The sequence below is a fragment of the Rhizobium sp. BIGb0125 genome (assembly GCF_024810055.1).
Lineage (GTDB): Bacteria > Pseudomonadota > Alphaproteobacteria > Rhizobiales > Rhizobiaceae > Agrobacterium.
Genome location: NZ_JANUDV010000012.1, coordinates 95,639 through 118,115 on the forward strand (window position 1 = coordinate 95,639; position 22,477 = coordinate 118,115).

Below are 22,477 nucleotides of genomic sequence, written 5' to 3' on the forward strand. Positions count from 1 at the left end.
CTTTCCCCGATTCATGGCAGATCTGTCGTCCCCATGCTTTTGATGCTTGCGAGCATTTGCATGCTCAAGCGAAGCGATGCGGCCGTTGCCATCACCATGTGTGGCAATATTAGCCATTCGAGGGTCCAAGCCGCGCCCGAACGCTCCTGTTCATGGACAAGCGACTGATGCAAACCAGAAACCTGTACGGCGTTGAAGCGAGCGAGTGCAACAAGTGTTTCAGCCGCCACCGGGTTCTGCTTATGCGCCATGGCGGAAGATGTGCCGCCGCCCTCAAGGGAGATTTCTCCCTCGCCACTTGCCTGCGCCATGAGTGCAATATCCTGCCCTATCTTGCCCAGTGCTCCAGTCAGCAATGAAAGGTAATGGCCGATGGCGACGACGGGGTCACGCTGGCTTTGCCATTGCCTGATATCGGCAAGGCCCAGCTCCTTGGCAAGCGCAGCGCGGATGGCGGCGCCATGCTCGCCTAGTTTGTCGAGTGAGCCCGCCGCACCTCCGAATTGAATGGGAAATTCCAAGTGCTCCAGCGACTTGAGGCTGCGCTCGAGCGGATCTCGCCAACTCCGCAAACGGTCTGACACATGAATTGGTATGGCTGCCTGCATGCGGGTCTTCCCCATTAACAGGCAGTCGCCAAAGCGACGTTCGAGCCCATGCAGGAAATCTACAACTTCTGCTGTGCGATCTGCGAAAATCTGCACGATTGTCTGAAGCCTCAACATCAGGCTTGTGTCAATTGCGTCCTGACTGGTCGCGCCGAAATGAACATGGGTTGCAGCACTACCGCCAACTGCCTCGCGCAGCTGCTTGACCAATTCCGGCACGACTACAGAATCTCTTGCTACTGCCGCGCCAAGCTGCTCCACATTTGGGTTAAGTCTAATACACTCAATCGAAATACGGTTTGCGGCCTCGGTCGGGATAACGCCGATCCCTGCCTGCGCACGCGCCAATGCGCTCTCGAAGGACAGTATAGCTCTGATATCGGCTTCAGCCGAAAGATAGCCAGCGATTTCGCCATCGCCGAGAAGGCCCGACAGAAAGGGGTGGTCGAATGGAGAAAATGACATCATGTGTCCAGATTAACGTTTGTCGACATGTCGTCAAAGGACTTAAATATCGAGAAAAACGGTTTCCTTTGGCCCCTGCAAATGAATGTCGAGGCTGTAGACGCTGCCATCTCTTTGCGCCACCATGGTTTCCACCCGCTGGCGATGCTCTATGCGCAACAATAGCGGATCTGCGGCATTGGCTTCTTTCTCGTCGCAGAAATAGAGGCGGGTATGCAGCCCGATATTGATGCCGCGGGCAACGATCCAGAGCGTTACATGCGGTGCCATCAAACGCCCGTCCCTGAACGGCACTCGGCCGGGCTTGACGGTTTCAAACCGGAAGTACCCGTCTTCGCTGTTGGTGGGGCAGCGACCCCAGCCGGTAAAGTTCGGGTCAGCGGTGCCGCGCATTTCCGAAGGGCTGTTGTAAAGACCTGCATTATCGGCCTGCCAGATTTCCACGACCGCATCGCGCACCAGCACATCAGCGCCATCGAAAATCCGGCCACAGATCGTGATGCGTTCACCAACAGTCTGCTCATTGACCATTTCGGTTCCCAGATCAACGCCATAGATGCCGCCAATCTCGCAGAAATTAGGAGTGAGCCCGATGTGGACATAGGGACCGGCCGTCTGCGACGGTGTTTCCTTCAACCTGTGAAGTTCCTGGGTCATCAGTTACCCTCCAGCCGGTTTTCAAAAATAGTCGAGCGCCTCCCGCGCAAGACGATGTCAAATTTGTAGGCTCGCGAATCCATTGGGATCGTCTGCCCCCAGTCGAGTGGCGCAATCAGTTGTTCAATAGCGCGCCGATCCGGGATGGTGTTGACGATCGGGCACTTCCAGATCATCGGATCACCTTCGAAATACATCTGTGTGATAAGCCGTTGGGCAAAGCCGTGGCCGAAAACAGAAAAGTGGATGTGGGCAGGGCGCCAGTCGTTTACGCCGTTTGGCCATGGATAGGCTCCGGGCCTGACCGTTCGAAATGCGTAGTGCCCGTCATCATCGGTAATGGCGCGACCACATCCACCGAAGTTGGGGTCGATTGCAGCAAGATACGTTTCTTTTTTATGGCGATATCGCCCGCCGGCATTCGCCTGCCAGAATTCGAGCAGTGCACCGCGCACCGGGCGCCCTCGTTCATCCAAAACGCGACCGTGGACGATGATACGTTCACCGATGGCACTTTCGCCCGGGCTGGCATAGTTCCGGATCAGGTCGTTATCGAGTTCGCCGATCATGGAATGACCGAAAACCGGGCCGGTAATTTCAGAGATGGTGCCGTCCAGGGACAGCAATGCGCGCTGCGGCGAGCGAAGAACCGATGTTTTGTATCCCGGAGTCAAAGCCGGTGAATGCCATTCGCGATCCCGCGCAAAAAATGCACCTGTTTCCGGCCTCTGGTTGGAATTATCGGACATCCTTAGGTCTCCTCCCTTGATGTCTTTTCGGCGTCCATCTGGTCGAAGACGCGCTTCGTGATCTTAATGGCATGATTTGCGGCGGGCACGCCTGCATAGATGGCGACATGCAACAGCGCTTCGCGAACATCTTCGCGTGAAGCACCGGTATTGGCGGTGGCGCGCACATGCATGGCGACCTCTTCATCCTGGCCAAGCGCCGCCAATAGCGCGATTGTAATGATTGACCGCTCACGTTTGGTGAAATTGGGACGCGACCAGACATGCCCCCAGGCGGATTCTGTAATCAACGTCTGGAACGGCTGGTCAAAATCGGTTGAATTGGCGATGGCGCGGTCGACATGGGCGTCACCCAATACTTCGCGCCGTGTCTCCATGCCCAGCCGGTGGCGGTCTGTTTCGGTGTCACTCATTGAGCTTGCCTCGGGTGATCGCGCTATTGATGAAAGTTCGGATCAGGTCGGCCAGTGCTTCGGGTTGCTCGACGCAGGGAATATGGCCCGCGTCCTTGACGATTTCGAATTGCGCTCCCGCAATAAGACCAGCAGTTGACCTGACAAGTTCGGGCGGTGTTGAGCCATCCTGGTCGCCGACGATACAAAGGGTCGGAGCCGCTATGTGCCTTGCCGCTTCCGTATAATCGGCGTCTCGAATGGCAGCGCAGGTTGCGGCATAACCCTCGACAGGCTGGCGTGCCAGCATGTTCCGGTAACCGCGATAGGCAATGTTGTCAGGGCTGCGGAACAATGGTGTGAACCATCGATCCATGACGGCATCAATTATGCTTGCTATGCCGTGCTCCTCGACTGCTTCGATGCGCGAATTCCACATTTCGGCAGACCCGATCTTGCTTGCCGTGTCGCAAAGGATGAGTGCTCTCACCAGATCGGGTCGCGTCTGATACATCGCCTGTGCGATTAGCCCTCCAACGGAAAGGCCACAGAGAATAGCCTGGCTTACGTTGAGCAGGTCAAGAAGACCGGCAAGATCTGCGGCATGATCTTCAATCGAATACGGCGCGTTTCCGACATCGGACAGACCATGGCCGCGCTTGTCATACAGAACAATTGGGAAATCCCCGGCAAGGCGTACGATCACATCACGCCAGATCCGGAAATCCGTGCCCAGTGAATTGGCGAACACGATAACTGGTTTATCGGCTGGTCCGCCGATGACCTGGTAATGGATCGTGACTCCGTTGACGTGTGCAAACTGCATTGAAAAATATCTCCCACAATGATCTTGGTATATTGAACCGGTTAAGTAAAATAACTTCTTGAGCGTCTTACATATCCATATGGTTATCGATTAAATGAACGAATCCCGGATCAAATTTCGCCATCTTCAGGCATTTATCGAGGTTGCCCGCCACCGAAGCGTCGTCAAGGCGGCAGGGTTCCTCAATGTCAGCCAGCCGGCGGTGACCAAGACGATACGAGAACTTGAGGGCGTACTTGGTGTCGCGCTGGTGGAACGTGATGGGCGAGGGATCCGGATAACGCGTTATGGAGACGTTTTCCTGAAACATGCCGGATCGGCGATTGCAGCGCTTCGCCAAGGGCTCGATTCTGTGTCGCATGAACGGATAGGGGAAGCTCCGCTTCTGCGCATTGGTGCGCTGCCCACTGTTTCAAGCCATATCATGCCACGTGCCATGGACATTTTTCTAAAAGAAAAGACCTGGAGCCGTATCAAGATCGTAACGGGTGAAAATGCAGTGCTCCTTGAGCAACTGCGCTTTGGAGAGCTTGATCTTGTCGTCGGCCGGCTCGCGGGAGCCGACAGGATGGCGGGATTCGTTTTCGAGCATCTCTATTCCGAGCAGGTGGTGTTTGCCGTGCGAGCCGGACATCCGCTGCTCGCGTCGGACCGCTCGCCATTTGCCGAACTTGCAGAGTACACGATCCTGATGCCGACCACGTCGTCGATCATTCGGCCATTTGTTGATCGGTTTCTCATTGCCAATGGCATTTCCGGCCTGCCGAACCAGATCGAGACCGTGTCAGATGCCTTCGGCCGTGCCTTCGTTCTTTCAAGCGATGCGGTGTGGATCATATCTGCCGGTGTCGTGGCGCGTGATATCGATGACGGACGGCTGTGCGTATTGCCGATTGATACGAACGAAACGCGAGGACCCGTTGGCCTGACAATGCGAACGGATGCTGTCCCTTCGGTGGCTATGTCTCTTTTGATGCAGACAATACGTGAGGCCGCAGCCTCCCGTGCGCTGATTTGAAACCTGTCAATCTTTTCCGCCAACGTCATTAACCGAGAAACGAAATACAACAGACGCGCCGCGTCAACGTGGGCGTCTTCGTCACAACGCGAAACCGATCAAAACTGCTCTGGTATTAACCTCGCCAAAACCGAAATCTCAATCCGAATACCACCCGTGCCGGTCATGTCGTCTGGCTCTGTCAACGTCAGGCGCTGGAGTTGATGAACGTCACGCTGGAACATCGCGACCCGCGATCCTGCGGACCTCGCCAGCTGCTGAATCCAGGATGCCACGGGACAAGGTTTCGTCTTGTATGAGACGTGAAAGCGTGACCGCACCGACCATCAGTGAGAGTATCGCCAAGGCTTTGCCATTGGCTGTTGGGTCCTCGGGTCCGCCCACCAAATTTTCCAGCACATCGAAATGAGCGCGAATTCCGTCTTCAAATGGTTGCTTGACCTCAGCGTTCTGACGAGCCGCATCCGATCCCAGAGCCACCAAAGGACAACCTTCGGCCTTTTCTCCCCGGTGATCTGTGGAGAGGTAGAAGCCCATCACCGCCTTGAGGGGATCGGAGCTGGTTGCGGCGGCGTCCGACCATCGTGCCGTGGCGCTCTCCATTGCTCTCGCCGACGCAAGGGTCGCGAGGTCCTCTTTTGACGCAAACTGTTTGTAGAAGGCGCCTTGCGTAAGTCCAGCACCCTTCATCAAGTCCTTGAGGCCGATCCCATCGAAGCCATGCTCTCGAAACAGGCGACTTGCCACATCGATGACCCTGTCCCTGTTCTCTTCAGCCTGTGCGCGGCTCACTCGCATTTCGACCTCCAATTAGATTTCGATTGACATCTATAATGAAAATAGAGTTAGGTCGCAATCTAATTCGTTTGGATCGCTGGTCAAGAAGAGAACGCAACAATGAAACGCAAATATGTCCTGTCTCTCGTAGGCCTCGTGGCAGCAGCAGGTTCTGCCGGAGCCTTCTTCATGTTCTACGAGCCGACGAGGCAGGAAGCTTTGGCGGCTGATCCGAGGACAGCCTCCCCCCTGGTTCGGGTTGCCGAGGTCACGAACACCGGAATGACTGAGCGCTCTTTCACAGGAACGGTCGCGTCCCGCGTCCAGAGCAACCTTGGTTTCCGTGTTCCGGGCAAGATTGTCGAGCGGATGGTCGATGTGGGGCAGCAGGTCAGCAAAGACCAGGCGCTCATGCGAATTGATGAAACCGACCTGCAACTGGCGCTCATCGCCAGACGAAATGCAGTCACCGCAGCACGCGCCGTTCTGGTCCAGGCGCAGTTAGACGAGAAACGCTATGCAGCGTTGGTAAAAAATGGTTTGGCAGCCACTCCACAGCGATATGAACAGGCAAAAGCAGCGCTTGACACTGCGACGGCTCAACTCGCGGCAGCAGAAGCCGACGCCCAAGTGGCTGAAAACAACACCCTCTACACGCTTCTCGTCGCAGACGCTGACGGAACCATAGTCCAGACCCTTGGAGATCCCGGGCAGGTCGTTGCCGCAGGCCAGACGGTCGTGCAACTGGCGCAGTCCGGACCACGTGAAGCCATCGTCTGGCTTCCTGAGACCCTACGGCCCGCTCTAGGCTCCGAGGCTCAGGCCGATGTTTACGGAGGCGGCAGTCTGAGCGGCAAGGCCAGGCTGCGGCAGATGTCCGATTCTGCCGATCCCCAAACCCGGACTTACGAGGCTCGTTACATTCTTGAGGGCAATGCGGCTTCAGCCCCGCTTGGCTCGACTGTGACAATCAAAATCCCCGACACTGACCGCCAGTCGGAAGTTGCGATACCCGTGGGTGCACTCCTGGACGACGGAAATCGTACAGGCGTGTGGGTTGTCGACAGCACCACTTCGACTGTGAAGTTCACACCAGTCAAGGTTCGCCAGATCGGCGAGGAGACGGCATTTGTTACCGGGATTGTGACTGGAGAGCAGGTCGTTGCCTTGGGGGCACATCTTCTCAACGATGGCGCAAACGTCAGGATTGCCTCGCAACAAGAGGTTAAAAACTAATGAGCTTCAATCTTTCCGCCATCGCGGTTCGCGAACGTGCCATCACTCTTTTCTTTATCGTGCTGCTGGCAGCCGCTGGGGCCTATGCCTTTGTAAAGCTGGGACGCGCCGAAGATCCGTCGTTCACGATCAAGACACTGACGGTCACGTCAGTCTGGCCGGGCGCCACCGCGAGAGAAATGCAGGACCTCGTCGCTGAGCCGCTTGAGAAACGTATTCAGGAACTGACCTGGTACGACCGCGTCGAAACGACAACGCGGCCTGGTTACGCGTTCCTGACAGTCACCCTCAAGGATAATACGCCGTCCAGTGCTGTGGCAGAAGAATTCTATCAGGCGCGCAAAAAGCTCGGCGATGAGGCTCGAAACCTGCCTCCGGGCGTGATGGGCCCATTCGTCAACGACGAGTATTCCGACGTGAGTTTCGGCCTTTATGCCCTGAAGGCAAAGGGAATGCCGATGCGCGATCTGGTTCGGCAAGCGGAAGTCATCCGGCAGGATCTCCTGCACGTGCCTGGTGTCAAGAAAATCAACATCGTCGGCGAGCGTCCCGAACAGATCTTCGTCGAGTTCTCCTATGCAAAACTCGCGACGCTCGGCATATCCGCGCAGGATATCGCTGCCGCCTTGCAAAGACAGAACACGGTAACGCCCGCGGGATCAATCGACACCAAAGGACCACAGGTCTTCATCCGCTTCGATGGAGCTTACAACAGTGTGCAGGCCATCGCCGACACGCCGATCGTTGCCGCCGGACGAACGCTGAAGCTCTCCGACCTGGCGGAGGTGCGTCGAGGCTATCAGGATCCAGCGACCTACATTATCCGCCACGAAGGCGAACCCACGATTATGCTGGGTGCCGTCATGCAAGCGGGCTGGAACGGTCTTGATCTCGGCAAGGCGCTTGAGGCCCGGTCGGCTGCGATCGCGCAGACGCTGCCGCTGGGGATGACACTCACCAAGGTCAGCGACCAAGCCGTCAACATCGATGAAGCCGTTGGCGAGTTCATGCTCAAGTTTGCGATGGCGCTTGGCGTTGTTTTGTTCGTGAGCCTGGTGGCGCTCGGCTGGCGCGTCGGCATTGTCGTGGCGCTTGCAGTGCCACTGACGCTTGCCCTCGTCTTCCTGATCATGCTGGAAACGGGACGGTTCTTCGATCGCATCACGCTTGGTGCACTGATCCTCGCGCTTGGCCTTCTAGTTGACGACGCTATCATCGCCATTGAAGTCATGGTCGTGAAGATGGAAGAAGGCATGGACCGCATCAAGGCGGCCGCTTATGCCTGGAGCCATACCGCAGCCCCTATGCTATCCGGCACGCTGGTTACGATCATCGGACTGATGCCCGTCGGTTTTGCGAAGTCCACTGCCGGCGAATATGCCGGCAACATTTTCTGGGTCGTCGGCTTTGCCCTGATCGTATCGTGGATTGTCGCTGTGACCTTCACACCCTACCTCGGCGTGAAGATGTTGCCGGACATCAAACCCGTCGAGGGCGGCCACGAGGCGATATACAATACGCCAAATTATCGCCGGTTGCGCTCAACCATCGAGTTTGCAGTTCGCCATAAATTTATGGTCTGCGCCGTGGTGGGCATTTCTATGGCAGTTTCTGTCATTGGGATGGGCGGGGTCAAACAGCAATTCTTCCCGACATCAGACCGTCCTGAGGTGTTGGTCGAAGTGCGCATGCCAGAGGGCACGAGCATCGAGGCGACGACATCTGCGGTCAAGAAAGTTGAAGACTGGCTGCAGACCCAGCCTGAGTCCGACATCGTCACGTCCTACGTAGGGCAGGGCGCACCGCGCTTCTTCTTTGCAATGGCACCGGAACTGCCTGACCCTGCCTTCGCCAAGGTCGTCGTGCTCACACCCGATGCCCATGCACGCGAAGAACTCAAGCACCGCCTTCGCGCTGCCATATCGGAAGGACTTGTCCCCGAAGCATCTGTCCGGGTGACGCAGCTCGTATTTGGTCCGTACACGCCGTTCCCCGTCGAATTCCGGATCATGGGACCTGATCAAACCGAACTCTACAAGATCTCGGAGCAAGCTCTGGCGCTGATGAAGACCGTTCCCGATGTCCGCCAAGCCAACCGCGACTGGGGCAATCGAACACCTGTTCTGCGATTTGTCCCTGATCAGGAGCGGCTCAATCTGATTGGCCTTTCGCCAGCGGAGGCGGCCCAGCAGCTGCAGATGCTTCTGAGCGGGATTCCGGTCACGCAGGTCCGCGACAACATCCGCAACGTGCCTGTCGTTGCGCGAAGCGCTGGCGAAATCCGTCTCGACCCGTCGCGTCTTGCCGACTTCTCGCTGATGAGCAGGGATGGCCGTCAGGTGCCGCTGGATCAACTCGGGCATTCCGAGATCCGGTTCGAAGAGCCGATCTTGAAGCGTCGTGACCGGACTCCGGTCATCACGATCAGGTCTGATATCAACGAGGCGACGCAGCCACCGGAAGTTTCGCAACAGGTCATGAAAGCACTACAGCCGCTCATCGCGTCGCTCCCGGTCGGATACCGGATCGAGATGGGAGGCAATATCGAGGAGTCCCTCAAGGCAAACGTCGCTCTTGTGCAAGTATTTCCGTTGATGATTGCCGCCATGTTGATCGTCATCATCCTGCAGGTTCGCAGCCTGTCGACGATGACTATGGTGATGCTGACAGCGCCGCTTGGTCTCGCAGGGGTCGTGCCGACATTGCTCCTGTTCAATCAGCCGTTCGGTTTTAACGCAATTCTTGGCCTGATAGGACTGGCGGGTATCCTCATGCGTAACACGTTGATCCTGACAGAGCAGATTAAGGAAAACCAGACCGCAGGTCTCGATGATTACCATGCCGTCATCGAAGCGACCGTTCAGCGGACGCGCCCGGTGATCCTGACCGCGCTTGCTGCGATCCTGGCGTTCATACCTCTGACCCATTCAGTGTTCTGGGGATCGATGGCTTATACGCTGATCGGCGGTACGGCGGCGGGTACCGTGATGATCCTCCTTTTTCTTCCTGCACTTTATGCCGTGTGGTGCCGGATCAAGCCGCCAAAGGGGGCGCACCATGCGCAACCGGCCCAGATCGACGAGCCGGCTCCCATGCCGGCGATGGCCGCAGAATAGAGGTTCGTCGGGCCATCGAACGCATGGAGTGCTGCCGGGAAGGTTGGGACCTGCCAACTAGAAGTGACGGAATTCCCCTAGCCGCTATGCTTCAATCTGCTCCGGATGTGGCGAAATGCACTTGCGCCACATCGGCTCCCAAGCGTCTGGACCGGCGAATTACGCGAAGACAGTGGACAGAAATCACACCACGTCAGAGTAGCAGTGTCGAGTTTCATTCTCGATGCCAAAAATCTCGCTCCTCGGGACGGGCTGGGTAAAGGCCATACGCTTTCGAAAGTAGAGTAAACAAGTATATTTAGGCTTACGACCAGCACAGATTTGAAACAGTATTGATTACGCATCATGTATCAATATGCATTCACACCTTGCAGTTGATTTCATTTCCGCTTGATTCACCTTTTGTATTTCCGATGATGAAAGATAGATTTGTTACATAACCGACTCTGTACTTGATGGGTCGTGTGAATGAACATATTAATCGCCAAGCAGAAACTGCAGTATTTTATGTCTGTACGGGCTGATAATTCGGACCTGTTACGAGAACAATATCGTGCCTTCACCCGGCAAATGCCGATGATGTACTTTATACTGCTTTCAAGCACCTGGGCACTTGCCACGACGCATGTGGAAGTGGCGCCGTCTTGGCTCACAATTGGAGTACCGGCTGTGTTCACAGTCGGCTGTACACTCAGGATCGCATTCTGGTGGCGGACGCGCGGTGTCGATCCCTCGCCAAAGGTTGCGCATGCCGCACTACAGCGCACAAACCGGCTGGCCGTCGGGATCGCAATAGCATTCACGCTCTGGTCTTTTTCGCTCGTGCCCTATGGGAACGCCTACACGCAATCCCACGTCGCCTTCTACATGGCAATTACCGTCATTTCCTGCATCTTTTGTCTGATGTATGTGCGGTCGGCCGCCTTTATTGTCACGGTCATTGTCAATGGGGCGTTCATTGTCTTTTTTCTGGCCTCACAACAACCGACATTCATTGCCATCGCCATCAATGTTCTGCTGGTTTGTGCGGGCATGATGTCCATCTTGTTGACCAACTATCGCAATTTCGAGCGCATGGTCGTTTCCCAACAGCGTACTGAAGCGCTGAGCAATGAGAACCTGCTGCTTGCAAATATCGACAGCCTGACGGAGCTACCGAACCGCCGGGCCTTTTTCACGCATCTGGAATCCGAACTCGAAAAGGCCAAGATTACGGGAACCCGGCTGGCGCTCGGCGTTATTGATCTTGATGGCTTCAAGCCAGTCAACGACCTCTATGGACACTCTGTGGGCGACAGGCTCTTGGTCAATGTAAGTAAACGTCTTAGCGCTTCTCTCAAGGCAAGCAGGGCGTTTCGGCTCGGTGGCGATGAATTTGCCATTGTTGCCCCGATCATACCGGACGATGTGCAACTTGTCGCCAATGCGAATGCTATTTCGGAGCAGTTGAGAGCGCCCTACCACATGCCGGAAGGAACAGTGCATGTGTCCGCTTCCATGGGGATCGCGGTTTTTCCAAACCTTGCCTCGACGCTTGAACAGCTTTTCGACCGAGCAGATTATGCGCTTTACCACGCTAAGAAGACCCGGCGTGGCGATGCTGTTTTATTCGATGCAGAGCATGAAAAGCAGATCAATATAGAGGCCCGCATCGAACATATGCTCAAACAGAAAGATATGGAAAAAGAGCTTTCTGTCGTATTCCAGCCTATCGTTGATATACGCGATGGACGAGCCAACGGTTTTGAAGCACTGGCGCGTTGGCACAGCCCGGTCCTCGGCCAAGTGCCACCTGACCAGTTTTTCTCTATTGCCGAACGGGCTGGTATCGTAAGCTCACTCACTCGGCCCCTTCTCAAAACGGCCCTGACTGCTGCATCGGCATGGGAGCCATCCCTCAGGTTGTCCTTCAATCTTTCCGCCCATGATCTCAACTCTTGCGAAGGCGTGCTGAGATTAGTCGGCATCATTGAAAACAGCGGCTTTGATCCGCAAAGGCTTGACCTTGAAATTACCGAAACGGCCTTTGCGCATGATTTCGAACAGGTCAGACAGTCGGTCGAGGTGTTGCGGCGCCTGGGTTGTGGTATTTCGCTGGATGATTTCGGCACGGGTTATTCCAGCCTGACACGGCTGCATGCTCTACCACTCACCAAGATCAAGATTGATCGCAGCTTCGTGACTGATCTGCATAAAAAGCCAGCCAGTTATAAAATCGTGAAATCCCTCCTGACCCTAAGTCGAGACATGGGGCTGGAATGCGTGGTTGAGGGGGTCGAAATACCTGAGGAGCTCGCGGCTCTGGAAGGTCTCGGGGCTACCCTGGTGCAGGGCTATGTTTATGCGCGGCCCATGAGAGAACCTGATATCGGTGAATTTCTTTCGCAGCAATCGTCTAAACGAATGGTGCTATGAACTTGATTTTCGCAATGGCAGCACCGCTTGAGCCAGTGCTGTGAGGTTATCTAACGGCCTTAAATATATATCTCGCTGTTGATGCATCCTTTCGATCTCCAGCGAGTTAAATGCGATCATCCTTGCTGATCGCATAGGCTTAGCAAAGCTCGACTGCGTCGCAATAAAAACTGGCGGCGTGAGTATGGAAAGTTTTGTTCAATGGACCATGCAGGAACTGGGGCTATTTGGCATTGGTTTATTGATGTTCCTTGAGAATATCTTTCCGCCAATTCCTTCCGAGCTTATCATGCCCTTGGCGGGCTATCTGGCCGCAAAAGGGGAAGTAAACGTTTTCTCAGTCATTGCAGCCGGGTCAGTCGGCGCCGTCATGGGGATCTTGCCTTGGTACGTTCTAGGGCGAGTTGTGAACGAGAAGCAGATCGAGGCAATAGCCTCTCGCCACGGGCGCTGGCTTACACTGTCGCCAAATGACATTCAGGTCGCACGCGGCCGCTTTCGCCGTCATGGCAAAATGTCTGTGCTGTTAGGCCGCCTTATACCGACCATACGGACACTCATTTCCATACCGGCAGGGTTGGCTCGCATGCCGTTTTGGCAGTTTGCCTTTTACTCCGCGTTAGGCAGCATTATGTGGACGACGATCCTCGCAATTGCGGGATTTGGCTTGGGTCAGGCATACGATACGGTCAAAGACTACGTCGATCCAGTGGCATCAACGGTGCTTTGTGGGATCATACTCGCTTACGCGTACAGGGTCGTTACCTTCAAACCCGAAACTGCCCGCCGGGTCGAATCATCAAGCTAAAATACGGTCTACGCAGACAATCTTTGTTCATTGGCGGCTAACATTAGAGGTGTTCCCTTGGCTGTAGAACAAAATAAGATCCTCGTCGCCGCAAGCACAGGGCCTCAGCCCGGCGGGCATATAACGTCTGCGATTACAGGCAGAACGTTGCTGATTTTGGTCTCGGTCGCCGTTATTCTCCATGTAGGGCAGGAGATATTTGTACCGCTTGCGCTCGCTTTACTTCTGACATTCACCCTTTCCCCAATTGTTACATTCCTGAAGCGTCGACACGTTCCAAAGGTCGCAGCGGTGATTTCCGCTGTGGTGGTGGCTTTCTTGGCGATTGCCATGTTTAGCTTCGTCGTAGCGGGCCAAGTGGCAAATCTTGCTGAAAATATTCCGACATATCAACGAAATATCGTTCTCAAGATACAGACACTTAGCCAGCCTGGTTCGGGAAACGGGGTTCTCGAACACTTAAGCAAGGTCGTTGAGCGAGTAGGGGCCGAGCTGCAGGACAGGGCAAGTGAAAGTCAGGCAGTTGGGCCTTCCCGTCAGGAACCCATGCCCGTTGAAATCGTCACGAGGTCTAATCCGGTCCAGACACTGGGAAATTTCATCATCCCCCTGATAAGCCCATTTGCGACTGCCGGTTTGGTCATAGTCCTTGTGGTTTTCATGTTGCTCGAACGTGAAGATCTGCGTGATCGGTTTATAAGGTTAGTTGGGCTGGGCGACCTGCATAAAACAACTGCGGCGCTCAAGGATGCCGGCAGCCGCGTGGGAAAATACTTGCTGATGCAACTGGTCGTGAACTCCCTTTACGCGATCCCTATTGCACTCGGGCTGTGGTGGCTGGGAATCCCGAATGCGATTTTGTGGGGGCTCCTGACACTGGTGCTTCGTTTTGTGCCTTATATTGGACCTGTCATAGGAATGATCCTCCCGCTTTTCCTAGCACTTGCAATCGCGCCTGGATGGTCATTGCTGGCTTGGGTTGCTGGTTTGTTCATTGTCACTGAGCTGATCAGCAACAATGTGGTTGAGCCCTGGTTATACGGGAGCCACACAGGACTTTCACCTCTGGCTATTATCGTATCTGCCATTTTTTGGTCTTGGCTATGGGGACCTTTAGGGCTCATGTTGTCCACGCCACTGACAGTGTGTCTGGTCGTGCTGGGACGATATGTGCCGGAATTCAGCTTCCTCGATGTACTTTTGGGCAATAATCCGGTGCTCGAGCCTCAAGAGAAGCTCTACCAGCGATTGCTTGCAGGAGATCCTAGCGAGGCAACTGATAACGCTGAGGAATTCCTCGAAGAGGAGTATCTCATCGACTATTATGACAAGGTGGGGTTGCCTGCCTTGTCTCTTGGCGAGGCTGATCGCCAACGCGGGGTAATGACGGACGAGCAACTGGCTCTTTTCGCGGCAACGACAATGACACTGGTTGGCAACCTGGCTGACATCGCCTTAGAGGAGGAGAGTGACGGTTCGCAGGATGCCGAAGCCCTGGAAAATTCCCTGCCCGACGGGGCAGGTAAAACGCTTCTATGCGTCGGTGGGCGAGGCCCGATAGACATGGCAGCTGCGGCGATGATTTCGCAGGTACTGGCGGTCCAGGGGGCAACCGTTCTCGCGGATGACTTAGCAATGCCTGCGGTAAACCGTGTAAAATTGCCAAATGTTGGTGAGGCAGACACCGCGATTATCGTTTTCCTGAACCCGAAATCAAAGCCACACGCCCGTCAGATCATAAGAAGACTGAAGCGTCAAAAGCCGTCCCTGCGGGTGGGAATCGTCATTCCGCTGCTCGAAGCAGAAGAAATCGTTGCCATTGACCCGGGCGAAATAAGTGCCGATTTCATTTCCTCGACTATCGCAGAAGCGGTCCAAGGTGCGCTTTCCGACGTCATGGCAGTTGAACTTAAATCCCCCATCCGCAAACTCATCAGGGCAAGGCCAGGGACGATCGTAGCCGCCTGACACATTGCAAGCGATGTTCGGCTGACTTCCCAAGCTATAGTACAGACACGGCGAAGCCTTGCTTGCACTGCCATCTGCCCAAAGTGACCGGCGCATGCATTTAATGTGCAAAGCATTGCTTTGGGAAAGGTACAGGCTGGAACTTTAGGCGGGGTGCTTCATTTAACGGTTCATGAAAACGAAATCACTTTCATTACTTCTTATCGCCGGCTTGCTCGCAGCCTGCAGTCCGTCCGGGCCGGTTGGCAATACGTCAGTTCCCCAGCCTGTCAAAGCGGTAGAACTGAACCGCTATCTTGGACGTTGGTTCGAACAGGCTCGTTATGAAAACCGGTTTGAAACTGACTGCGAAGGCGTCACTGCTGATTACTCGTTGCGTGATGATGGTATGATCAAGGTGATCAATACCTGCCGTCAGGGCGGGATCAATGGCAGCGTCAAATCCGTTGAAGGTCGGGCAAAAATCGTGCCTTCCAGCGGCAATGCCAAGCTAAAAGTTTCGTTTTTCGGGCCTTTCTTTGGCAATTACTGGGTACTTGACCGCGCCCCTGATTACACTTGGTCGATAGTGGGCGAACCGTCAGGGCGGTACCTCTGGATTCTGACCCGCACCGCCAACCCTTCACAACGCACGCGGGAGATGCTGGCGAGAAAAGCCAAGTCATTAGGTTATGACGTGAGCCTTATTCGTTGGACACAGCATTAGGCAATAATGCAGCGTCGAATACCAAGGCCGCGGTGTTGCTGCCAATCCATCCCTCTCGGTTTCGGTTTTTGATCCTGTCCCACTGAACTTGGCATGCAACGTAAAGCGCTCGATGCCAAGGAAACCGGATGACGGCAATGATGCAAATTTTCCCTAAGTACGGCGCGTTGGGAGCGCCGGTCGGGCGTTTTGAAGTCGTGTTTCAATGATCTGCTGGATTGATCAGACCTCGTATCCGCTCTTCAAATGTTTCGAGGGCGACCGGACGTCCGAAATAATAGCCCTGGAAAGATTGGCAGCCGCAAGACAGCATAAACTGAAATTGCTCATCATTCTCGATCCCCTCCGCCAACATTTCGAGGCCCAAGTCCTGTCCCATCTGCGAAATGCGTGTGACCAGCGATGCGCCCCGGCTGCCCTCCGCTATGGCCCGAACGAAACTTCGATCGATTTTTAGCTGTTGAAGCGGCAGGCGGCGAAGATAGCTCAGCGATGAATAACCGGTGCCGAAATCATCGAGCGCAATCGAAATACCATGATGCTGCAGGACTTTCATCTTGCCAATCAGTTCGTCTACCTCGGTCACAAACACACTCTCGGTCAGTTCGAGCTTCAATCTGGATGGCGAGACCTGGTGCGCGTTGAGGGTAGCTATCAGTCTGCTGACGAAGTCGTGTTTCAAGAAATGGTCTGCGCTAATGTTGACAGCTATGACGAGATCACGTGTGCTTTCCTGATTTGTCCAATCCGCTAGCGTTTTAACCGCGTTCTCTACGACCCAGTTACCCAGATCGGCCATTAATCCGGCGCGCTCTGCCGTAGGGATGAAGTGGCCGGGCTGGATGTAACCACGTTTCGGATGCTTCCAGCGAATGAGCGCTTCCGCTCCTATCAATCGGCCATCACGATTGACTTGAGGCTGGAAAAAAAGCTCGAACTGCTGCCTTGGAATCGCGGACCGCAGTTCCCGGCGTAACTTGCTATCAACGGTCATGCCTTCCTGAAGGAGAATAACACCAACGCACAACAGCGCAGCAAGGAAACTCACATGTATCCATGCCGTTATCAAACGCACTGAATCGGGTAGGGGAAGGGCGAAGTCGAACCTCAACGACGTACTGGAAAAGACAGCAAAACCGGCGAGCGACAAGAAAATTATCGCAAGCTGCAACTGACTGCGGTCTCTCTGGAAGTTTCCGTAACCAGCTAACGCAATGATGAGTAGATACAAATGAGAGACACGCGGAACCTCTTCACTCGGGACATCAAAATAGATCGAGAAGTAAAATATAAACAGTAAGCAGGCCATCTGGGCCAGCAACATGCCAAGAGACATGTTCCAGTGACGGCCAATCTGCCAACTCAAGGTCAAGAACGCAAACAGCGTGCTCTCGATGGCGACCAGGTGCCAGTTCTGGATTAGAACAAAAAACGGTATCCATGCGCCGCTTACCAGGGCGGCTAGAGGCAACGCGCAGCGGCATGCGTAATGAAGATGCTGAAGACGTTCAGTGTGAAATGTCGGATGCGATCGGGTCAAGTCTGTGCCTGGCACTCGTGTCAAAATGTGCTGTGAGTGGGGTCAAGCCGTCAGTCTACAACCGCCTCAAACATTTAGCAAAAAACTGTAATTTTCCTTAACGCTGCTCTTGAGGGGCAATGTCATTGAGGAGATCGCTTGTCCAGACAAATCTGCCTGCCCCTGGGGGCAGGTGTTCACGCCGCGCGTCACGGTGAGGTCACGACTGTTTTGCCGTTTTCGCCCCTATGGTAACCGCGGTGCCATCAACCAAATTTTCAGGATTGAGAAGGGTTGTGAGCACATCGTATCACGCCAGTCTTTGCCGTTCTGCGTTCGGTTGCTTGAGTGCGCATGTTCTACTCATGCGCGACCTCTCCGACACGCGTGTCGATCCAGGCGCGGGTCTGATCAAGAACCTCGTTTGACAATTCGGGATCATCGACCGCTCTGGCCAGAATGATTGCGCCCACCATTGCTGCCCAGCTTCCTATTGCTGCACGGCGCGCGTCGGTCGCACCTTGGTCCGGAAGCGCCTTTTCGATGCGGGCGAGTTGTGCGCGCAGACCTTCGGTCATCGCGGCTGTCGCTGCGGGCGTTTGGTGGCGAATGGCGGCGGCCAGACCGGCGGTCGGGCATCCATTGCCGGGGTTGTCACGGTGTCGAGGCGCCAGATAGGAGGCAACGAAATCGCTGAAGGTTGCGCCTGCGAAACTATCTGCCGCAAGCGCGTGCGCCAGCGTCTGCGCCACCAGATCATCCTTTGAGCTGAAATGCCCATAGAACCCGCCATGGGTCAGGCCGGCCGCCTTCATAACCTCTGCAACACTGACCGCCTCAAACCCCTTGTCCTTAAACAACAGGCTGGCGACGTCCAGAATGCGGCGTCTGTTCTCCGCCATTTGTTCCCGGCTGACCTTCATTTCAAATTTCTCCGTAATCACAGTTGACTTTTACATGATGGCTATCATATTTAAATCCATTCATGATGATCGTCATGAATATAGGATCAACGACAGAAAAGAGCAATCCGATGAGCCAAATTCCTGCAGTCCTGATAACGGGTGCCTCAACTGGCATCGGCGCAACCTATGCCGAACGCTTCGCGCGTCGGGGCCATGATCTTGTGCTAGTGGCCCGAGACGTGGCCCGCTTGGAAGCGCTTGCCAGCCGTCTTCGCCAGCAAACCGGCGTGACGATCGATATCCTCCCGGCCGATCTCACGAATACGGCGGACCTTGTTAAGGTAGAGACCCGGCTGCGGGACGATGCGCGCATCGGCATTCTCGTCAACAATGCCGGAACGGCAATCGGCGGAAGTTTCGTCGACCAGAGCATAGACGACATGACCAAGCTCGTTGCACTCAACGCCACCGCGCTTGTCCGGCTTGCCGGCGCCATTGCGCCGCGTCTTGCCGCAGCGGGTGAGGGTGCAATCGTCAATATCGGGTCGGTCGTTGGCCTCGCGCCGGAATTCGGCATGACGGTTTACGGCGCGACCAAGGCTTTTGTCCTGTTCCTCTCGCAGGGGCTTGCGCACGAACTCGGCCCCAAGGGCGTCTACATTCAGGCTGTGCTTCCTGCAACGACCCGCACCGAAATCTGGGATCATGTCGGCGCAGATGTAAACGCCATGAACAATGTCATGGAAGTGGGCGATCTGGTGGATGCTGCCCTGGTCGGCTTTGATCGTCGCGAACCGGTGACGATACCGCCGCTTCACGACGACGGACAGTGGGACGCTTTTGATGGGGCACGCAAAGCCATGCTCGGCAACTATGGCAACGCTGCTCCAGCGCAGCGGTATCGGACGCCAGCCTGAGCATCCCCCTCAGCAAGCCAACGCCACAGCAGAACAAACACCACAGGTACACATTATGACCAACAACCCGCTTTTCAAACCCTACACCCTTGGCGCCTTCACTCTTGCAAACCGCATCGTCATGGCGCCGCTTACGCGCAACCGGGCCGGCGCGGGCTTCGTGCCCGGCGAACTGGCCACGGAATATTACGCCCAGCGTGCGTCGGCTGGTCTGATCATTTCCGAAGCCACCCAGATTTCTCAGCAAGGGCAAGGTTACCAGGACACGCCCGGCATCTATACCCAAGCGCAGATCGATGGCTGGCGCAAGGTAACCGACGCCGTGCATGGAAAGGGCGGACGCATCGTCCTGCAGCTTTGGCATGTCGGTCGCATCAGCCATGTCGACCTGCAGCCCAATGGCGGCAAGCCGGTTGCGCCCTCCGCAATTCGCGCGGCAACCAAGACCTTCGTCAATAATGCCTTTGTTGATGTTTCAGAGCCTCGCGCGCTGGAAATCGATGAACTGGCTGGCATCGTCAACGACTTCCGCAAGGCCGCCGCCAATGCCATTGAGGCCGGTTTCGATGGCGTCGAGGTTCACGGCGCCAATGGCTATCTGCTGGAACAGTTTGCCAAGGACGGTGCCAATGTCCGAACCGATGCCTATGGCGGCTCGGAGGAAAACCGAGCGCGTCTGATGCTGGAAGTCACCGCAGCGGTGACGCAGGAGATTGGCGCAGAACGCACCGGCATCCGGATTTCGCCGGTCTCGCCCGCCAACGGAATTTCCAGCAGCGATCCGCAGGCACAGTACGACTATATTGTCGATCAGCTCGATGCGCTTGGCATTGCCTATCTTCATGTCGTTGAAGGCGCGACAGGCGGCCCACGCGACGTGGCACCATTTGATTACGCGTCACTGCGCCGCCGCTTCTCCAAGACCTATATCGCCAATAACGGCTATGATCTGGACCTGGCAACGTCGCAACTGGCCGATGAAAAGGCGGATCTTATCGCCTTCGGTCGTCCGTTCATTGCCAATCCGGATCTGGTAGAGCGGCTGCAAAGCGGCGCACCGCTGGCGGAAATGAATCCGGCCACGCTCTATGGTGGCGGTGCTGCGGGTTATACCGACTATCCGCGCTTTAACGAGACGTCCGGCAGCTAAGCAATGGGAGCCGTGCGTCAGTACGGCTCCCTGTAATGCCAATCATCATCAATCAATGACTATTCCCTCCGGCAACTCCCAGGGCTGCGCGGCAGGCTGTCGCGCACCAGATCGAGAAGAAAGCTATGACCACCTTGACACCAAAAGGACAGAAAACTGCATTCGTCACCGGTGCATCCAGCGGCATCGGCAAGGCAGCAGCATTGGCGCTAAGCCGGGCGGGTTTCCGTGTCATTGGCACCAGCCGCAAGGCGGCGGCTGGCGAGATCCGCCACGGCATACGGATGATCGCTTGCGACGTGACTTCGGACGCCTCCGTTGCCGCCGCCGTGGCGCTGGCCCATGCCGAACTTGGCCGCATTGACCTGTTGGTCAACAATGCCGGCTACGCCATATCGGGCGCGGCTGAGGAAAGCTCCATCGAGCAGGTTCGTGCCCTGTTCGACACCAATTTTCTGGGTGTCGTACGGGTGACCAACGAGGTCCTTCCGATCATGCGTCAGCAGGCCGGTGGGCGGATCCTCAATATCGGCTCGGTCGTGGGGCTTATTCCCGGCCCCTTCGGCGCCTATTACACGGCAAGCAAACACGCAATCGAGGGTTATTCCGAATCCCTGGATCATGAGGTGCGGGGCTTCGGCATCCGCGTTGCCGTCATCGAGCCATGGGCCACCAAGACCTCCATCGAAGCCAACTCACCACAAGGCGATCGTCCTGTTGCGGTCTATCGCAACACATTTGCCAGATATCAGTCTGCATTCAATGCTGCCATGGCGGCTGGAGACACCGCAGATGATGTTGCGGAGACCATCCTTGCAGCAGCACAGGCCAGGAAGTTGCTGTTACGCTACCCCTCTGGCAAGGCTGCCCGACAGACCTCGTTTGCCCGGCGGTTCCTTCCGCGTGCGCTGTTTGATCGCATCCTGCGCAAACAGTTCAACATCGCATGAGACCATATTCTCAGGCCAATTGCCCACCCGGGCAAAGAGCAGGTCGAACATGACGAACGCATCGGCCCGACCCATTCAGAAGGCCGAATTGGTGATCTACGGTGATGCCGATCATGGTGGTATATTCCAATATCATTGAAAGTTTGTGCCGGAAGCCCTTGGCTTGCCAGGCTGTCTGATCTGACATCATTTCATACTGGAGAAAGCGCGTGAAAGCCTTTGTCGTTGACAGATACAAAAACAACGGTCCCTTGCGTCTGGCGGATATGCCTGATCCCGAGATCGGTGCCAATGATGTGCTGGTGCACATAGACGCCACCGCGATCAATCTTCTGGATTCCAAGGTTCGTAACGGCGAATTCAAGTTGTTCCTACCCTATCGGCCGCCCTTCATTCTTGGTCACGATCTGGCCGGAACGGTAATTCGTGTTGGCGTTAATGTGCGAGAGTTCAAGGTAGGTGATGAGGTTTACGCCCGCCCGCGAGATCAGAGGGTTGGCGCCTTTGCAGAGATGATAGCGATTGATGCCGCAGATGTTGCGCCGAAACCTCAAAGCCTTTCCATGGAGCAAGCCGCATCGATCCCGCTGGTCGGGTTGACCGCTTGGCAAGCGCTGGTTGAGGTGGGAAAGGTCAAGCCCGGCCAGAAGGTGTTCATCCAGGCCGGTTCCGGTGGTGTCGGCACCTTTGCCATCCAACTTGCCAAACACCTCGGCGCAACAGTGGCGACCACCACCAGTACCGCGAATGTCGAACTGGTCAAGAGCTTAGGCGCGGACGTGGTGATCGATTACAAGACGCAGGATTTCGAGCGGCTGTTGAGCGGTTATGACCTAGTGCTGAACAGCCAGGATGCCCAAACGCTGGAAAAGTCGCTCAGTGTCCTCAAACCGGGTGGACAGCTCATTTCGATCTCCGGTCCGCCGGACGTTGCCTTCGCCAAATCGCTGCGGTTTAACATGTTTCTGCGCCTGGTGATGCATATACTGAGCCGGAGCATTCTGAAAAAAGCAAAGAGCCGGGGCGTCAATTACTCCTTCCTGTTCATGCGCGCAGAAGGACAGCAATTGCGTGAAATCGCCAAGCTAATCGACGCCGGCATCATCCGTCCGGTGGTGGACAAGGTGTTCCCCTTTGAGCAGATGCCGGAAGCCTTGGCCTATGTTGAGACCGGGCGCGCCAAGGGAAAGGTCGTGGTACGGGTTGCAGATTAGCTTCGCAGCAGCACTAGAAGATTCTTGTCGCTGTTATCACATTTGCTGCTGATTTCGGTCTCAGCATAGACAAGGTGGCGA

Annotated in this window: 19 protein-coding genes; 11 read left to right on the forward strand and 8 right to left on the reverse strand. The window is 55.6% G+C overall.

Going from position 1 to position 22,477, the window contains the following annotated elements; genetic code table 11:
- Window positions 1-11: 11 nt before the first annotated feature.
- Genes M2418_RS24800 through pcaD form a run of 5 tightly spaced genes read right to left on the reverse strand, consistent with a single transcriptional unit; the run spans window position 12 to window position 3,697 of the window.
- Window positions 12-1,073 carry a 3-carboxy-cis,cis-muconate cycloisomerase gene (locus tag M2418_RS24800; RefSeq protein ID WP_259149744.1) on the reverse strand — a complete coding sequence of 354 codons (1,062 nt, stop codon included), beginning with the start codon at window positions 1,071-1,073 and terminating at the stop codon, window positions 12-14.
- A gap of 42 nt (window positions 1,074-1,115) precedes the next feature.
- A complete protein-coding gene (gene pcaG / locus M2418_RS24805; protein WP_259149696.1) occupies window positions 1,116-1,730 on the reverse strand; it encodes a protocatechuate 3,4-dioxygenase subunit alpha in 615 nt (204 codons plus the stop codon).
- Window positions 1,730-2,479, reverse strand: coding sequence for a protocatechuate 3,4-dioxygenase subunit beta (pcaH, locus tag M2418_RS24810; protein ID WP_259149697.1), 750 nt, complete (start codon window positions 2,477-2,479; stop codon window positions 1,730-1,732). The genes pcaG and pcaH overlap by 1 nt, the downstream gene beginning before the upstream one ends.
- 2 nt (window positions 2,480-2,481) lie before the next feature.
- Window positions 2,482-2,892: a 4-carboxymuconolactone decarboxylase gene (pcaC, locus tag M2418_RS24815; protein WP_259149698.1), complete on the reverse strand. Its 411-nt coding sequence runs from the start codon at window positions 2,890-2,892 to the stop codon at window positions 2,482-2,484.
- Window positions 2,885-3,697 carry a 3-oxoadipate enol-lactonase gene (gene pcaD / locus M2418_RS24820; RefSeq protein WP_259149699.1) on the reverse strand — a complete coding sequence of 271 codons (813 nt, stop codon included), beginning with the start codon at window positions 3,695-3,697 and terminating at the stop codon, window positions 2,885-2,887. Before pcaD ends, pcaC begins: the two co-directional genes overlap by 8 nt.
- A 94-nt stretch (window positions 3,698-3,791) precedes the next feature.
- Here pcaD and pcaQ point away from each other — a divergent pair, with 94 nt between their 5' ends.
- A complete protein-coding gene (gene pcaQ, locus M2418_RS24825; protein WP_259149700.1) occupies window positions 3,792-4,715 on the forward strand; it encodes a pca operon transcription factor PcaQ in 924 nt (307 codons plus the stop codon).
- A gap of 210 nt (window positions 4,716-4,925) precedes the next feature.
- On the opposite strand, the gene M2418_RS24830 is transcribed toward pcaQ, so the two are convergent.
- On the reverse strand, window positions 4,926-5,513 hold the full coding sequence (locus M2418_RS24830) for a TetR/AcrR family transcriptional regulator (RefSeq protein WP_259149701.1): 588 nt from the start codon (window positions 5,511-5,513) through the stop codon (window positions 4,926-4,928).
- Window positions 5,514-5,612: 99 nt separating this feature from the next.
- On the opposite strand from M2418_RS24830, the gene M2418_RS24835 reads away from it, so the two are divergent.
- The 6 genes from M2418_RS24835 to M2418_RS24860 all read left to right on the forward strand — a co-directional run bounded on the left by M2418_RS24835 (window position 5,613) and on the right by M2418_RS24860 (window position 15,741).
- Window positions 5,613-6,728 carry an efflux RND transporter periplasmic adaptor subunit gene (locus M2418_RS24835; RefSeq protein ID WP_259149702.1) on the forward strand — a complete coding sequence of 372 codons (1,116 nt, stop codon included), beginning with the start codon at window positions 5,613-5,615 and terminating at the stop codon, window positions 6,726-6,728.
- Window positions 6,728-9,844, forward strand: a complete 3,117-nt coding sequence (locus M2418_RS24840) for an efflux RND transporter permease subunit (protein WP_259149703.1) — start codon at window positions 6,728-6,730, stop codon at window positions 9,842-9,844. The genes M2418_RS24835 and M2418_RS24840 overlap by 1 nt, the downstream gene beginning before the upstream one ends.
- A gap of 468 nt (window positions 9,845-10,312) precedes the next feature.
- Window positions 10,313-12,259 carry a bifunctional diguanylate cyclase/phosphodiesterase gene (locus M2418_RS24845; RefSeq protein WP_250984691.1) on the forward strand — a complete coding sequence of 649 codons (1,947 nt, stop codon included), beginning with the start codon at window positions 10,313-10,315 and terminating at the stop codon, window positions 12,257-12,259.
- Window positions 12,260-12,443: 184 nt separating this feature from the next.
- Window positions 12,444-13,067 (forward strand): DedA family protein, encoded by a 624-nt coding sequence (locus tag M2418_RS24850; protein WP_259149705.1) that lies wholly within the window; start codon window positions 12,444-12,446, stop codon window positions 13,065-13,067.
- 57 nt (window positions 13,068-13,124) lie between these two features.
- Entirely contained in the window at window positions 13,125-15,035 is a 1,911-nt protein-coding gene (locus M2418_RS24855) for an AI-2E family transporter (RefSeq protein ID WP_405049483.1), read from the forward strand.
- A 172-nt stretch (window positions 15,036-15,207) separates the two neighbouring features.
- Complete coding sequence (locus M2418_RS24860) at window positions 15,208-15,741, forward strand: lipocalin family protein (RefSeq protein WP_259149706.1); 534 nt, start codon at window positions 15,208-15,210, stop codon at window positions 15,739-15,741.
- A 202-nt stretch (window positions 15,742-15,943) separates the two neighbouring features.
- Here the strand turns inward: M2418_RS24860 and M2418_RS24865 are convergent, their stop codons facing one another.
- Window positions 15,944-17,281 (reverse strand): bifunctional diguanylate cyclase/phosphodiesterase, encoded by a 1,338-nt coding sequence (locus M2418_RS24865; protein WP_250984688.1) that lies wholly within the window; start codon window positions 17,279-17,281, stop codon window positions 15,944-15,946.
- 338 nt (window positions 17,282-17,619) lie between these two features.
- Window positions 17,620-18,183 (reverse strand): TetR/AcrR family transcriptional regulator, encoded by a 564-nt coding sequence (locus M2418_RS24870; protein ID WP_250984687.1) that lies wholly within the window; start codon window positions 18,181-18,183, stop codon window positions 17,620-17,622.
- Window positions 18,184-18,293: 110 nt separating this feature from the next.
- Between M2418_RS24870 and M2418_RS24875 the strand changes: the two genes are divergently transcribed.
- The 4 genes from M2418_RS24875 (at window position 18,294) to M2418_RS24890 (ending at window position 22,396) form a co-directional block, all read left to right on the forward strand.
- Window positions 18,294-19,082: an SDR family oxidoreductase gene (locus M2418_RS24875; RefSeq protein WP_192490117.1), complete on the forward strand. Its 789-nt coding sequence runs from the start codon at window positions 18,294-18,296 to the stop codon at window positions 19,080-19,082.
- Window positions 19,083-19,137: 55 nt separating this feature from the next.
- Window positions 19,138-20,232 carry an alkene reductase gene (locus M2418_RS24880; protein WP_259149710.1) on the forward strand — a complete coding sequence of 365 codons (1,095 nt, stop codon included), beginning with the start codon at window positions 19,138-19,140 and terminating at the stop codon, window positions 20,230-20,232.
- A 125-nt stretch (window positions 20,233-20,357) separates the two neighbouring features.
- Window positions 20,358-21,182: an oxidoreductase gene (locus M2418_RS24885; RefSeq protein WP_259149711.1), complete on the forward strand. Its 825-nt coding sequence runs from the start codon at window positions 20,358-20,360 to the stop codon at window positions 21,180-21,182.
- A 209-nt stretch (window positions 21,183-21,391) separates the two neighbouring features.
- Window positions 21,392-22,396, forward strand: a complete 1,005-nt coding sequence (locus M2418_RS24890; RefSeq protein ID WP_259149712.1) for an NADP-dependent oxidoreductase — start codon at window positions 21,392-21,394, stop codon at window positions 22,394-22,396.
- Window positions 22,397-22,477 lie beyond the last annotated feature (81 nt).

Coding starts and splice junctions, on each gene's coding strand:
- M2418_RS24800 (WP_259149744.1), bottom strand. CDS start 1,073: ATGTCATTTTCTCCATTCGACCACCCCTTTCTGTCGGGCCTTCTCGGC.
- pcaG (WP_259149696.1), bottom strand. CDS start 1,730: ATGACCCAGGAACTTCACAGGTTGAAGGAAACACCGTCGCAGACGGCC.
- pcaH (WP_259149697.1), bottom strand. CDS start 2,479: ATGTCCGATAATTCCAACCAGAGGCCGGAAACAGGTGCATTTTTTGCG.
- pcaC (WP_259149698.1), bottom strand. CDS start 2,892: ATGAGTGACACCGAAACAGACCGCCACCGGCTGGGCATGGAGACACGG.
- pcaD (WP_259149699.1), bottom strand. CDS start 3,697: ATGCAGTTTGCACACGTCAACGGAGTCACGATCCATTACCAGGTCATC.
- pcaQ (WP_259149700.1), top strand. CDS start 3,792: ATGAACGAATCCCGGATCAAATTTCGCCATCTTCAGGCATTTATCGAG.
- M2418_RS24830 (WP_259149701.1), bottom strand. CDS start 5,513: ATGCGAGTGAGCCGCGCACAGGCTGAAGAGAACAGGGACAGGGTCATC.
- M2418_RS24835 (WP_259149702.1), top strand. CDS start 5,613: ATGAAACGCAAATATGTCCTGTCTCTCGTAGGCCTCGTGGCAGCAGCA.
- M2418_RS24840 (WP_259149703.1), top strand. CDS start 6,728: ATGAGCTTCAATCTTTCCGCCATCGCGGTTCGCGAACGTGCCATCACT.
- M2418_RS24845 (WP_250984691.1), top strand. CDS start 10,313: ATGAACATATTAATCGCCAAGCAGAAACTGCAGTATTTTATGTCTGTA.
- M2418_RS24850 (WP_259149705.1), top strand. CDS start 12,444: ATGGAAAGTTTTGTTCAATGGACCATGCAGGAACTGGGGCTATTTGGC.
- M2418_RS24860 (WP_259149706.1), top strand. CDS start 15,208: ATGAAAACGAAATCACTTTCATTACTTCTTATCGCCGGCTTGCTCGCA.
- M2418_RS24870 (WP_250984687.1), bottom strand. CDS start 18,183: ATGAAGGTCAGCCGGGAACAAATGGCGGAGAACAGACGCCGCATTCTG.
- M2418_RS24875 (WP_192490117.1), top strand. CDS start 18,294: ATGAGCCAAATTCCTGCAGTCCTGATAACGGGTGCCTCAACTGGCATC.
- M2418_RS24880 (WP_259149710.1), top strand. CDS start 19,138: ATGACCAACAACCCGCTTTTCAAACCCTACACCCTTGGCGCCTTCACT.
- M2418_RS24885 (WP_259149711.1), top strand. CDS start 20,358: ATGACCACCTTGACACCAAAAGGACAGAAAACTGCATTCGTCACCGGT.